Genomic DNA, 12,883 nt, shown 5'->3' on the forward strand with positions numbered 1-12,883 from the left:
TTTACTCCTCCCCTGCGATCTTTCTGATACTGTCAAGGACCTGGTCCATTGTTATCAGATTTCCACCCATGCGGTATACAAGATCAGTTGGCCTGCTGCATTCGATTGCCAGTTTAATATCTTCGAGCATCTGTCCGTTACTCATCTCAACTGAGACAAAAGTACATTCCCTTGAATCTGCAATTGCTTTCAGTTCTTCTTTTGGGAACGGGAATAAAGTCTTTGGCCTGAAAAGACCTACTTTGATTCCTTCTTTTCTAGCCTGGTCAACAGCGGATCTGCATATACGACTGCTGATACCATATGAAACAAGAATGATATTTGCATCCTTTGTCATGTAGTCCTCGTAATCGACTTCCTGCTCCTCGATAGTAGCATACTTCTCCTGGATCTCGTAGTTGAACTCTTCAAGCTGGTTGAAATCAAGGAAAATGGAAGTTACAAGGTTCTCTCTGGTTTCTTCTGTGCCGCTTACAGCCCATTCATTGTCAATTTCAGGTTTTACTGAAACTTCAGGGAACTGCAGGGACTCGACCATCTGTCCGAGGACACCGTCAGCCAGTACAACAACAGGATTGCGGTACTTGAAAGCGAGTTCAAATCCCTTGATAACAAAGTCACACATTTCCTGCACGGAGTTTGGAGCCAGTACTATGTTCTTGTAGTTTCCGTGTCCTCCACCCTTTACAACCTGATTGTAATCTCCCTGCTCAGGTCCGATATTTCCAAGACCAGGACCTGCTCTCATAATATCGACTATGACACATGGGAGTTCAGCTCCTGCAATATAGGAAACTCCTTCCTGTTTCAGGCTGATTCCCGGACCGGATGATGCGGTCATGACCCTGTGACCTGTGGATGCTGCACCGTAGACCATATTGATTGCAGCTTCTTCTGATTCTGCCTGTACAAATTTCCTTCCAAGCTTAGGGAAATACTTGGAAGCTTCCTGCAATATCTCACTTGCAGGGGTGATAGGATAACCGAAATAACAGTCACAGCCAGCGTATAGTGCACCTATAACAGCCGCTGTATTACCTTTTACTAATTGTGTTGCCATGTTCTCACCTTAAGTTCAATCGTCCTTAAGCGGAATGTGTATCTCTATGGCAAGCGGCTCAGGACAGGTATAATAACAGTTAGAACAACCTGTGCAGCCCTCACCTGCATATTCTATGTAATGGTATCCTCTCTCGTTGAGATCGTCACTCATTTTCAGGACACCCTTGGGACATGCTACAATACAACGTCCGCAGGCTTTACACTCTATGATATTGATAACCGGGTATGGTTCTTTTTTGCCTGACATAATTCAAAGCCTCATTTTTGAATGAATAAAAATAATATCCCGGATACAGGAATATTCCCTAAAGCAATTGAATACCTATTTACTTTATGGTCCGGAATTTAAATGAAAAATGAATGAAAAGGAAAGTTACTGACCTTCCTTGTCATGATCACGAATCTCAACACGCCTTATCTTTCCACTGATAGTCTTTGGAAGTTCAGGTACAAATTCCACTACACGTGGATACTTGTAAGGTGCTGTGACCCTCTTTACGTGATCCTGGAGTTCTTTCTTAAGCTCATCACCTGCTGTGTAGTCCTTTGTGAGAACTATGGTTGCCTTGATGACCTGTCCTCTGACAGGATCGGGAACACCGGTAATCGCACATTCAAGAACTGCAGGGTGCTCAATAAGTGCACTCTCAACCTCAAAAGGTCCAACACGGTAACCTGATGTCTTTATGATATCATCGGCACGTCCAACAAACCAGTAGTAACCGTCCTCATCTTTCCATGCCATATCACCTGTGTGGTAATATCCGTCATGCCAGACCCTTGCGGTAAGCGTTTCATCTGAACGGTATCCGGTAAAGATACCAGGTGGATTTCCGAAACTTGTGTCAATGCAGATCTCACCTTCTTCACCTGCTTCACATGGCTTGCCTTCGCCATTAAGAAGAATGATATCGTACTCAGGTGATGGTTTTCCCATTGAACCTGGTTTTGGCTCAAGCCATGGGAACGTAGCTACAGAAACAACAGTCTCGGTCTGACCGAATCCTTCCATGAGTTTCATACCTGTGATCTTGTAGAACTGCTCATAAACCTCAGGGTTGAGTGGCTCACCTGCTGTAACACAGTATTTCAGGCAGCTGAAGTCATAGTTACTCAGGTCTTCCCTTATAAGGAACCTGTAGATAGTTGGTGGTGCACAGTATGTTGTTACACCGTACTTGATGGCGTTCTCAAGCATCTTGTCTGCACTGAACCTTTCATAGTCATAAACAAAGACAGCACTGCCTGATATCCACTGACCGTATATCTTACCCCATACGCATTTTGCCCATCCGGAGTCAGCAACGGTGTAGTGAAGACCATCATCTGTTACATTCTGCCAGTACTTTGCAGTTATAATATGAGCAAGAGGATAGGTGAAACTGTGCTGTACCATTTTCGGGAAACCGGTTGTTCCTGATGAGAAATAATTCAACAGGACATCATCATTGCATGTTGCCTCTTCGCCTGTTGGACGCTCAAAGTCCTCGGATGCCTTTTCCATTTCCTCGGTAAAACCAAGCCAGCCTTCTCTTTCAAGACCAATAACAAGGCGGTTTTTAAGAATACTGCTTACCTCATCATATGCTTCGTCAACATAATCAAGGACACCCTCATCAGGTGCACAGATCACGGTATTGATAATTGCACGCTCTACCCTGTAGACAATATCCTTCTTTGTGAGCATGTGGGTTGCTGGAACTGCAATTGCACCAATTCTATGAAGAGCAAGTATGCAGAACCAGAACTCATACCGGCTCTTGAGCATGAGCATTACGTTGTCGCCTTTTCTTACTCCAAGGCTTTTGAGCATATTTGCAGTCTTGTTACTATAATACTGAAGATCCTTGAAACTGAAGATCTTTTCTTCACCATTATCATCACACCACACGAGAGCCTTTTTGTCAGGCTGCTCTGCTGCATATACATCTACAACATCATAGGCAAAGTTGAAGTTATCAGGAATATTTATTTTGAAATTTGCTTTGAAGTCCTCATAGGACTCGAATTCCACGCGTGAAACATATTTCTCAAGTAATGAAGTCATACTACCTCCGAATAAGCATAAATCTAAACATAAGTCCAAACATAAATTCAAACATAAATTACAATATCAAAGCCAGGAACTTTGCAGGTTTGCCTCCCAGTGCCTGCATTCCATGGGCATAGTTAGAATCAAAGAATATGGAATCTCCTTCTTCAAGGACGATCTCATTGTTATGGATAACCACTTTAAGAGTTCCTTCAAGGACATAATCGAATTCCTGACCTGGATGACTGTTGGTTGAAATTGGTGTGCCTTCGGGTTTCGGGTCAACCCTTACAACGAAAGGTTCAGCCTTCTTGTGAGCGAAGTTTGCAGCAATGTTCTGATACTTGTAATCCTTGCGACGTTCTGCACTTACACCTTTATCCTTGCGGGTAACTGAAAAAACGTGCATTCTGGGGACTTCACCTGTAAGAAGCACTGACATATCTACATTCAGATTCTGGGCGATCTCAAGAAGAACGCTTGCAGGTATGTCCTCTTCTCCGGCCTCATACTTAGAATAAGTGTCAACGGACAATGCCAGCTTTCCGGCCATTTCCTCAATGGAAATATCGGAAATATCACGTAGTTCCCTTACACGGGCTGCAATTTCTTTGATCTTTTCCTGCATAGAAACACCTTCCTAAATGGCCATATGAATACAATACGGGAAAAATAGCAGATTGCCATTGCAAAAAGTGCTATTTTTTCTCAAAAAGGGATTCTACTCCCCGGTATTCTCCAGCTAGGTCTGTGAGTTTAAGGGTTACTATTATTTTAATATATTCGTTTTAAATGTGTCATGTACTAACATAGCACAATGCTACAGCAATTGTTTTTCTAAAAATAATGATATGAAAACCAAAGAAAAAACAGGAAAATATATTAATATTATAATAATGGAATAATCATTATCAATATATAGCTTAAAAATTATCTGAAATAAAAACAAACCATAAATCATTATGCAAAAAAACAGCGATCCATATGGCCGGCATTCCTAATATATTTGAGAACATGGAACATGAATACAGAAGGCAGTTACTTCATGCTGCTTTCGGATTCCTGATACTGCTATTTCCCTTTATCGGACCTGAGATACTGCTTGTCCTTAGTTTTCTTATGATATTCGGACTTACGTTCCTGCCTGAAGACTGGCCTCTTAACCGTTATCTGTACAAAAAACCACTTCCTGGCGCAAGGGACATGCTTACGGATAAAATAAACGAGGGTCTTAAAAGTGCAAAGTACCTTGCAATTTCCGTATTCGTCCTAATGTTGATAAGTGCATTACTGGAATTTACACCTTACAGGCTTCCCTTATATGTAATAGCAGGTGCAATTGCAATATCCACTTTTGGAACAAGTTCTGCAAACTTCATACGACATCGAAAGCAACTTCAACTCCTGCGTTGCAGATCAAATGCTGAAGAAGCAGAATGCTGTCTTCTGCCTTCAAGTATCGTGCTTCTTGGTGTGGGCATATTGACAGCCTATCTAGCCGGGCTCTGGCTTATGCACTGGCAGGATCTTAACATAGATCTGAATATGCTTTTTTTCATTGCAGTGATAGGTTCCATAACAGGAGCTCTTTTTGAATCGATCCCCTCAAATATAGATAATAATCTGTCCGTTCCACTTGGTTCTGGAATGTCAATGTGGCTTTTCAGCTCTTTCGGGTACTCCGTACCCCCACAGCAGATGTTCTTTGCACTGATGTTCTCCCTCGTATTGGGTTATCTTGCATACAAAACAAGAATAGCTGATCTGTCTGCTCTTTTTGGCGCTGCCCTTCTGGGAGTTCTGATAATTGTATTTAGTGAACTGTTCTGGTTCGTTCTTCTGTTAACATTTTTCATACTTGGAGGGGCCTTCACCAAGTACAAGTACAGATATAAAGAATCCATAGGACTGGCACAATCCAAAGGTGGTGTCAGAAGCTATGAGAATGTATTCAGTAACAGCACAGCAGCTCTTGTTCTTGCGATATGTTACGGGATATATCCGCAGTATGCCGACCTGATAATTTTTGCATACCTTGGAACCGTGGCTACTGCAACTGGAGATACCCTTGCAAGTGAAATAGGAACAACCGCACATTCCCAACCTATTATGATAACCACGCTTAAACCAACGCGTGCTGGGGTTGACGGAGCAGTCACCGTACTTGGTGAAGTAGCAGCCCTTCTGGGTTCCATGGTAATTGGTCTGCTCCCTGTTCTTTTTGGAAGGGTGGAAGATGCAACTATGGCAATAGCCATTACAACAGCCGGAGGTTTCCTTGGAACAAATATCGACAGTCTCCTGGGTGCAACACTTCAAAAACATGGAATACTTTCAAACAGTGGTGTCAACTTTGTTGCTACATTTGCAGGCGCTTTAGTATCCGGAATACTCTATTTCCTTTTAAACTGAATGAAACTCTTTTCTATTTTTAATTAGACTAATATTCCAAATATTAATATAAGAGAGATATGTATAAAATAAGATAAAAGTAGTAATATTCCTGAATATTGCAGGGTGTTAAGTGTGAGGAGAAATGCATTGCCAGGGAAAAGATACAATAGTAACAAAAAGTTCTCTAGATGTTGAAAATAGGAATCTTTTTGTATGTGATCCTGAGAGTATCAAAATATACAAAGAACTCCCCATAGGAGTTTTACTGACAGACAAGCTGCGATATATCCAATATTGTAATCCTGCATTCACAAGGATTACGGGATTTACAATAGAAGATATCCATGGGTCATTTATGGATGATGTTTTTTGCTGTGACCCTCACAATGAGAATACTGATCCAGATGCAAAAGTTCATGCAATAGAAAATGATCAGATATTTACCTGCAAATGGAACACAAAACTGAATATTGAAAAAGATATTCGATGCAAAAAAGTTGATGTACAACTGAGTGGTTCTAATCAGAATTTAGTGGCATGGTATGTTGAAGATATTAGTTTTTCCTTTGAAAACAAAGAAGATTTCAGCGTTGATACTGATGAAAATAATTCAAACATTATATTACACAGGAAACTGGAGATCGAACGAGTAATATCGTTTATTTCCTCCGCCCTTGTTGCACCTGAAAATCTTGATGATCTGATAGTTGAATCTCTAGGAAAAACCGGCAATTTATGCGGAGCCTGTCGTGCTTACCTGTTCCGCGTGGACGATAAGAATGTTAACATGAGCAACACACACGAATGGTGTGAAGAAGGTGTTGAATCTCAAAAGGATAATCTTCAGGATCTGCCACAGGATATGTTCCCCTGGTGGATGGGGAAGATTGAAAGAGGGGAAATTATTCACATAAAAGAAGTGGCAAAAATGCCCCCTGAAGCATCTGCAGAAAAAGAGATACTGGAGATGCAGGATATTACTTCTCTTCTTGTGCTTCCTGTTTATGTTAATGGTACTGTGAACGGATTTATTGGTCTTGATAATGTTAATGCCACAGGAAAATGGAGCATGGAAGATGTAACTGTTCTTGGAGCAGTGGCAAATATCATTGGCAGTGCCATCGGACAGAAAGAGGTTCAGGATAAATTGAATGAACGCAATAGAAAACTCATCAAAGCCTATGAAGAACTGAAGTCCATGGAGATAATGAAATATGAGTTCATATCGAACCTCAGCCATGAACTGAGAACTCCACTTAATTCGATCCTCGGATACAGTGAGATCCTTGTTGATGAACAATTCGGATCATTAAATCAAAAACAAAAAAAATCAGTCAATTCTATCTTTAATAGTTCCAGAAAACTGGGAACACTTATCGATTCATTACTTTATATGGCAAGCGTTCTTGCTGGCAAGACATGTTATCAATTTGATCCTGTACAGATGGAGAATATTATCGATAATGCACTTAATCACCATGAATTTGAAGCAACAAAAAGAAAAATAAGTCTATTGAAAAAAATAAACGGACATCTCCCGATAATATATGGTGATGTCTATTTCCTTCCACAATTAATGTACAAATTGGTAGATAATGCTTTAAAATTCACACCCGAAAACGGCAGTGTTGAAATCCTTGCCAATGAAGTTGATGATGGAGTTCATATTGAAATAAAAGATACCGGAATTGGAATTCCACTCTGTGAATTGGAGAAAATCTTTGATGCATTCTACCAAATTGATGGATCATCTACACGCAGATATGGAGGAAATGGTCTTGGGCTCCATATTGCTAAAAAAGTTGTCGATGCCCATAATGGCAGAATATGGATAGAGTCAACTGAAGGAAAGGGAAGCAGTGTTCACATATTTCTTCCAACTGACCCAAAAGGCAGGAGATCAAAAGAGAGATCTTGCTACTCCATTCCTGACGGCCTCGTTTGAGACTGCTTCTGAAACTGCTTTTACAACTTTTCTGTCAAGTGGACCGGGAATTATGTAATTCTCATTCAGTTCCTTATCTTTCACACTATCAGCAAGTGCGTATACAGCAGCCATTTCCATCTCAGGTGTAATGTCACTTGCACAAACGTCAAGGGCACCACGGAACAGACCTGGAAAACCAAGACAATTATTGATCTGGTTCGGACAATCCGAACGTCCGGTGGCAACAATCCTTGCACCTGCTTTTTTTGCTTCAGATGGCATTATTTCAGGAACCGGGTTTGCCATGGCAAAGACTATTGGATCTGAAGCCATGGATGCAACCATTTCTCTACTAACAATACCTGGTGCGGAAACACCTATAAATACGTCAGCATCCTGCATTGCATCTGCAAGAGTGCCTTTAATTGCGTGTTCGTTAGTTAATTCTGCAAGTTCCTCTTTTTCAGGATTCATGCCTTCCTTTCGACCTTTGTGGATAATTCCATGGCTATCACAGATAAGCAATTTTCCGGGATTGACACCTGCACGTATAAGTTTTAAAGATATTGCTTTTCCTGCAGCACCTGCACCTGATACCACTGTTTTTATGTCACCCATCTTTTTGCCGGTTATTTTCAGGGCGTTCAGAAGACCGGCAATTACCACCACAGCGGTTCCATGCTGGTCATCATGAAATACCGGAATAGGAAGTTCCCTGCGCAACCTTTTCTCTATAGTGAAACAGCGCGGAGCACTGATGTCTTCCAGATTAATGCCGCCAAATACAGGTGCAATGTTTTTTATCGTCCTGATCAGTTCTTCAGTATCATTAGTATCAATGCAGATCGGGATGGCATCGATTCCAGCAAGCTCTTTAAATATCAATGCCTTGCCTTCCATAACAGGAAGTGCAGCATGTGCACCTATATTTCCAAGACCCAGAACCGCGGAGCCATCACTTATAACTGCAACAGAATTGCGTTTCATTGTATATTTGTAGACATCATCCGGTCTTTTTGCAATTTTTCTGCATGGTTCTGCTACTCCGGGAGTATACGCAAGGCTCAGGTCTTCAATATTATTAAGAGGAACTTTTCCGCATGTACCTATAACTCCACCGGCATTTTCGTGTAGTTCAAGTGAACGTTCTCCCAGGGTGTTATCACCTTCCCTGCATAGTGTTATTTTGGGTTCTTCCTCCATTGTTGATCATCCCTGAAGAATCACATGTATTTCTTCAATCCCATCATAATAGTAGTGTTCTCAAAAAATTTATATGTTCTCCATGTATAGATTTAAAGATGAGCGAAACAATAAAGGGAATTGCCAAAGAAACTCTGGACTTTATTATGGAAGTCAGTAAATCAACCTATCCAAATGAATTTGCCGGCCTTCTGGAAACAAAAGATGGTATCATTACGGACGTACTTATCCTGCCTGGAACTGAATCCAGCGAGATAAATGCAGTTCTTAAACTCTTCATGATGCCAAATATCTCTGCAGTTGGCTCTGTACATAGCCATCCCAGCTCCATCATAATACCTTCAAAGGCTGATCTAAGACTGTTCAGCAAAACAGGAAATCATCATATAATAGTTGGTCACCCCTTTGGGCCTGATAACTGGAAGTGTTTTAACGGAAGCGGAGAAGAGATAAGACTGGAAGTGCTTGATGTAGAGATCGAGGAAGATGAACTCCTATGATAACGAAAAAGGTATATTATTAATATTTCGTACTATTGCATATATCGCCAAGTATACCGGAGGTTTCTGAGGAAGGCAGTGGCAATATAACTTCAAATGTGCTTCCTTCACCAGGTTTACTCTCAAGAGATATGCTGCCACCCTGAACTTCGACAAATTTCTTTACAATACTCAGGCCAAGTCCTGATCCTTCAAATTTCCGATTAAGAGACCAGTCAAGCTGTACGAAAGCATTGTACAGTAGCTTCTGATCCTCTTCTGATATGCCGATTCCACTATCGGCCACAGTCAGATGCAATTCATTGTTCTTACTCTTTCTGATATTGACCAAAACGCTTCCTCCTGAAGGAGTGAACTTTATTCCGTTACTGATCAGATGATGCAAGATCGTTTTTATCTTGGATTTGTCAGCATATACAACCGTAACAGAAGGATCAATTTCAAACTCAAGATTTACACCTTTTTTGAGTGCATGAGAACTCAGCATTCTCTGGACATCTGACATAAGATTAGGCAGGGAGAACATATCAACATCAAGTTCCATTTTTCCTTCCTCGATCTCGGCAATGTAGATCAGAGAGTCAACTAAGTCAAGGAATCTTGATCCTGCGAACTTGATTATCTCAGCAAAATGTTTCTGTTCTTCATTAAGTTCTCCGGTCTCTTCTGCCAGAAGAAGATCAGCGTATCCAAGTATCAGATTCAGGGGAGTTCGGAGTTCATGATTCATATTACAGAGGAACTCGCTCTTTGTTCGTGAAGTATTCTCAGCCAGCATTTTTGCATCAAGCACTGCTTGCTCAGCCTGTTTAGATATACTTGTGTCCTGAAGTGTTTCAATTGCTCCTATGATATCATTGTTATGATCCCTTATTGGAGCAGCAGTGAAAAGTATCCATTTATCAATTGCTTCAAAATAATCTTCCGCCTGGTAACCACCTTCTACAAAAGAAGGCTGCAGCTTTTTATTACCGTATGCTTTTTCTATATCAGTAAGGCAATTGTCAACTATCAGGTCTGCAAGTACGGGTCTTTTTTGATTATAGAAAGCCATCCACGAATTTCCGGTTCCTATTATGTCTTTAGCCTTAATACCTGTTGTATTTTCACAGGCTTTGTTCCAGTATATGATGTCATGATTTTTGTTGATCACAAAAGCCGGAATCGGACTTCCATTAACTATCTGGAACAATTCATTTTTCTTTTCCTGTAACTCGATCTCTGCATGTTTACGCTCAGTTATATCACGACCGACACCCACCACACCGATGAGTTCATGATCCTCTGTGAAAAGAGGAGTTTTAAAAGTTTCAAGAAGTACTTTTTTTCCATCTGCATGATCAATCCATTCTACACTTTTATAAGAATGACCGGATTGTAGTACTCTTTTATCATTAGAGCGGAAAAAATCAGCTCTGTTCCTGTCAAAAAGATCATGACTGGTCTTTCCTACTATCTCACTTACTGGTTTACCCACATATCTGCAAAACATTTCATTGCATGAAAGAAAAACACCATCTGTATCCTTAAAAAAAACAAGATCGGGAACGGAACGGAGCAAGCCTGAAAGAAGAGCTGTTTTTTGAAATAGTTCCCTTTTTACAGAGTCGGGTATATCCATAGATTCAAAACTTGCAACATCACTAAAGTTATCATTACCTAACACACCTATTACCCCTACTCTAATTGCAATTTCAAGCAAATGAATGAAAAGCAGTTCGATGATCTACCATTTTACTTGCCTGAAAATTCCAATCTATTTTTTCTATGAAGTAAAGCAATTACCTCGGTGAATATAAATATTTTGCAAAATTGTCTAAAAATTAGAGACTTTATATTTATATACAAATATACAATGGGGGTTTGATATTATTCTTTCAAAAAATAGATTAGAAACTAAATAAACGATCAAAAGCACCTAAAAACTTATATAGGACTATATGATCCAATCCTGGATTTGAAAAATTCATGAAAATATAAGAAAAATGCAAAGAATAAGTAAAATTATTATTTTCAGGATCTTGTTCTCACATGAAGGGAAAAGAGAAAATGGATCGCAGCATCCATTTGTACTCTTTTCTACACTAGTCCCCCAAATAGACCCAATCCTTCTTTGTGGTACAAATTAGACTACACCGTGGTAGCTGAGGAATGAGTAGTATGTGATAAGTGCAATCATAAGTGAAAGGAAGAATGTTCCAAAACTGTATGGATTATGATTAACTGCATATTCTGTCATGTTTTATCATGATAAACTATTACGTTATAGTATATATAGTTACCTCTCATTTATCACGATTAATCATTTTATTTGCTATATTACGAACAATTACAGGAATGATCAACAACTAGTATAAGTATCAGGAAAACAAACTGAGAGAATCATTACTTAAATGAGGTTTTACATGGAAAATATGGATGATATCCAGAGATATTTTTCTCAGGAATGTTTCGCATCAAATTCCGGCATGAAAATAACAGAAGTCTCAGAAGGCTATGCTAAAGCCGAGATGAAGATTGAAAAAAGGCATCACAACATTCTGGGAACGGTTCACGGAGGAGCTATTTTCACACTTGCAGACATGGCATTTGCCGCAGCTTCAAATTCATATGGAACAGTTGCTGTTGCCATCAACGCAGACATATCTTTTGTAAAAGCCGCCATAGAAGGCACTCTTTATGCAGAAGCAAAAGAAACCTCCATAAACCCTAAAATATCAACCTACGTTGTTAACATAACTGATGACCAGGGAGACATTGTTGCGATATTTAACGGAATGACATACAGGAAGAAAAATAAAATTGTAATTCCTGAAAAATAAAATAAAAAAAATGTTAGATGACTTGAATTCAAGTAAATTCAAAAAAGGAACCGGTTGATCAAACCAGTTCTTTTGGCTGTTTTTCTTCAGGTAAGGAAGGAAGTTTTGAGGAACTGACAAAAAGTGGTGAATCCACTTCTTTTGCTCTTTCCAGAAGTAATTCCTTTCCACGCTGTGTAAGTCCAAAAAGAGGAACTGCACTGCCAACCTGAACCAGTGGTTTTACAAGTTCACGTACGTGCTTTGAAGCACAACTTGTCAAAATATCAGTATTATCAATCATACCCTGTGCTGTCTGCTTATTGATACCTGTTACGTGGGCACCTATGATCACGAGCTCAATATCAAGTTCTTTCTCAACATCACGAAGCTCTTTTGCAGTTTCCGGGAAAACAACAGTTACAGCTATTTTCCTGTAACCATGCTGTGCTGCTTTTCTAACTCCTGCCACGGGGTCGATCCTGGCAGTTGAAGGATCTAAGACAATTCCACCACGTTCATTAATTCCATTAATGGTCTCATCTATAGGTTCTGTTTCAACAAGACCTGAGATACGTGCACCCATACCCTGAACAAGATTTGGATTATTTGAAATAACAGTTCCTGCACCATCGCATGCAGTAACAGTTGTGTCCAGCAGACCACGGTTAAGACCTGTCATCATTGTCTCGGATGCACCAAAACCTACAAAAATATCCATATCAAGTTGGCGTTTGTTTGTGAAAAGACCAAAATCCTTTATGCGAAACTCCATATTTTTCCTGATCTCTTCCTTTGTGATCTCAGTTATACCACGAGTTTTGTCAAAGATGGGACACCAACCGATCAAGGGTTCCCCAACTTCAATGACCTCTCCATTTTCTACAACAACTCTGGCCTTTCCAAGAATTTCCATTACATGTGGCATATTTTCACCTTGATTAATGATATAAAAGTTAACAAG

General features: G+C 40.0%; 11 protein-coding genes. 4 read left to right on the forward strand and 7 right to left on the reverse strand.

Annotated features, from left to right (window positions below):
- Window position 1: 1 nt before the first annotated feature.
- The 4 genes from BLP52_RS08345 to BLP52_RS08360 all read right to left on the reverse strand — a co-directional run bounded on the left by BLP52_RS08345 (window position 2) and on the right by BLP52_RS08360 (window position 3,722).
- Window positions 2-1,060: a 3-methyl-2-oxobutanoate dehydrogenase subunit VorB gene (locus tag BLP52_RS08345; protein ID WP_091710030.1), complete on the reverse strand. Its 1,059-nt coding sequence runs from the start codon at window positions 1,058-1,060 to the stop codon at window positions 2-4.
- Between the two features lie 15 nt (window positions 1,061-1,075).
- On the reverse strand, window positions 1,076-1,309 hold the full coding sequence (locus tag BLP52_RS08350; RefSeq protein WP_091710031.1) for a 4Fe-4S dicluster domain-containing protein: 234 nt from the start codon (window positions 1,307-1,309) through the stop codon (window positions 1,076-1,078).
- Window positions 1,310-1,435: 126 nt separating this feature from the next.
- Window positions 1,436-3,109 (reverse strand): AMP-binding protein, encoded by a 1,674-nt coding sequence (locus tag BLP52_RS08355; protein ID WP_091710032.1) that lies wholly within the window; start codon window positions 3,107-3,109, stop codon window positions 1,436-1,438.
- A 58-nt stretch (window positions 3,110-3,167) separates the two neighbouring features.
- Entirely contained in the window at window positions 3,168-3,722 is a 555-nt protein-coding gene (locus BLP52_RS08360; RefSeq protein WP_091710033.1) for a helix-turn-helix domain-containing protein, read from the reverse strand.
- Window positions 3,723-4,078: 356 nt separating this feature from the next.
- Between BLP52_RS08360 and BLP52_RS08365 the strand changes: the two genes are divergently transcribed.
- Window positions 4,079-5,506 (forward strand): DUF92 domain-containing protein, encoded by a 1,428-nt coding sequence (locus BLP52_RS08365; protein ID WP_091710034.1) that lies wholly within the window; start codon window positions 4,079-4,081, stop codon window positions 5,504-5,506.
- A 124-nt stretch (window positions 5,507-5,630) separates the two neighbouring features.
- Window positions 5,631-7,433 (forward strand): sensor histidine kinase, encoded by a 1,803-nt coding sequence (locus tag BLP52_RS08370; protein WP_091710035.1) that lies wholly within the window; start codon window positions 5,631-5,633, stop codon window positions 7,431-7,433.
- Here BLP52_RS08370 and BLP52_RS08375 read toward each other — a convergent pair.
- The gene (locus tag BLP52_RS08375; protein ID WP_091710036.1) at window positions 7,389-8,618 is read right to left on the reverse strand and encodes an NAD(P)-dependent malic enzyme; all 1,230 of its coding nucleotides are present in this window, start codon (window positions 8,616-8,618) and stop codon (window positions 7,389-7,391) included. The genes BLP52_RS08370 and BLP52_RS08375 overlap by 45 nt on opposite strands.
- Before the next feature lie 98 nt (window positions 8,619-8,716).
- Here BLP52_RS08375 and BLP52_RS08380 point away from each other — a divergent pair, with 98 nt between their 5' ends.
- Window positions 8,717-9,118 (forward strand): Mov34/MPN/PAD-1 family protein, encoded by a 402-nt coding sequence (locus tag BLP52_RS08380; protein ID WP_091710037.1) that lies wholly within the window; start codon window positions 8,717-8,719, stop codon window positions 9,116-9,118.
- A 19-nt stretch (window positions 9,119-9,137) separates the two neighbouring features.
- Here BLP52_RS08380 and BLP52_RS08385 read toward each other — a convergent pair whose 3' ends face one another.
- Window positions 9,138-10,784: a PAS domain-containing sensor histidine kinase gene (locus tag BLP52_RS08385; RefSeq protein ID WP_091710038.1), complete on the reverse strand. Its 1,647-nt coding sequence runs from the start codon at window positions 10,782-10,784 to the stop codon at window positions 9,138-9,140.
- Window positions 10,785-11,532: 748 nt separating this feature from the next.
- On the opposite strand from BLP52_RS08385, the gene BLP52_RS08390 reads away from it, so the two are divergent.
- Complete coding sequence (locus tag BLP52_RS08390; RefSeq protein WP_091710200.1) at window positions 11,533-11,940, forward strand: PaaI family thioesterase; 408 nt, start codon at window positions 11,533-11,535, stop codon at window positions 11,938-11,940.
- 58 nt (window positions 11,941-11,998) lie between these two features.
- Here the strand turns inward: BLP52_RS08390 and BLP52_RS08395 are convergent, their stop codons facing one another.
- Window positions 11,999-12,847, reverse strand: coding sequence for a methanogenesis marker 8 protein (locus BLP52_RS08395; RefSeq protein WP_091710039.1), 849 nt, complete (start codon window positions 12,845-12,847; stop codon window positions 11,999-12,001).
- Between the last annotated feature and the right edge of the window lie 36 nt (window positions 12,848-12,883).

Source organism: Methanolobus vulcani (assembly GCF_900100715.1).
Taxonomy (GTDB): Archaea; Halobacteriota; Methanosarcinia; order Methanosarcinales; family Methanosarcinaceae; genus Methanolobus; species Methanolobus vulcani.

Excerpts from the sequence above, each read along its gene's own strand:
- BLP52_RS08345 (WP_091710030.1), bottom strand. The coding sequence starts at position 1,060 with ATGGCAACACAATTAGTAAAAGGTAATACAGCGGCTGTTATAGGTGCA.
- BLP52_RS08350 (WP_091710031.1), bottom strand. The coding sequence starts at position 1,309 with ATGTCAGGCAAAAAAGAACCATACCCGGTTATCAATATCATAGAGTGT.
- BLP52_RS08355 (WP_091710032.1), bottom strand. The coding sequence starts at position 3,109 with ATGACTTCATTACTTGAGAAATATGTTTCACGCGTGGAATTCGAGTCC.
- BLP52_RS08360 (WP_091710033.1), bottom strand. The coding sequence starts at position 3,722 with ATGCAGGAAAAGATCAAAGAAATTGCAGCCCGTGTAAGGGAACTACGT.
- BLP52_RS08365 (WP_091710034.1), top strand. The coding sequence starts at position 4,079 with ATGGCCGGCATTCCTAATATATTTGAGAACATGGAACATGAATACAGA.
- BLP52_RS08370 (WP_091710035.1), top strand. The coding sequence starts at position 5,631 with ATGCATTGCCAGGGAAAAGATACAATAGTAACAAAAAGTTCTCTAGAT.
- BLP52_RS08375 (WP_091710036.1), bottom strand. The coding sequence starts at position 8,618 with ATGGAGGAAGAACCCAAAATAACACTATGCAGGGAAGGTGATAACACC.
- BLP52_RS08380 (WP_091710037.1), top strand. The coding sequence starts at position 8,717 with ATGAGCGAAACAATAAAGGGAATTGCCAAAGAAACTCTGGACTTTATT.
- BLP52_RS08390 (WP_091710200.1), top strand. The coding sequence starts at position 11,533 with ATGGATGATATCCAGAGATATTTTTCTCAGGAATGTTTCGCATCAAAT.
- BLP52_RS08395 (WP_091710039.1), bottom strand. The coding sequence starts at position 12,847 with ATGCCACATGTAATGGAAATTCTTGGAAAGGCCAGAGTTGTTGTAGAA.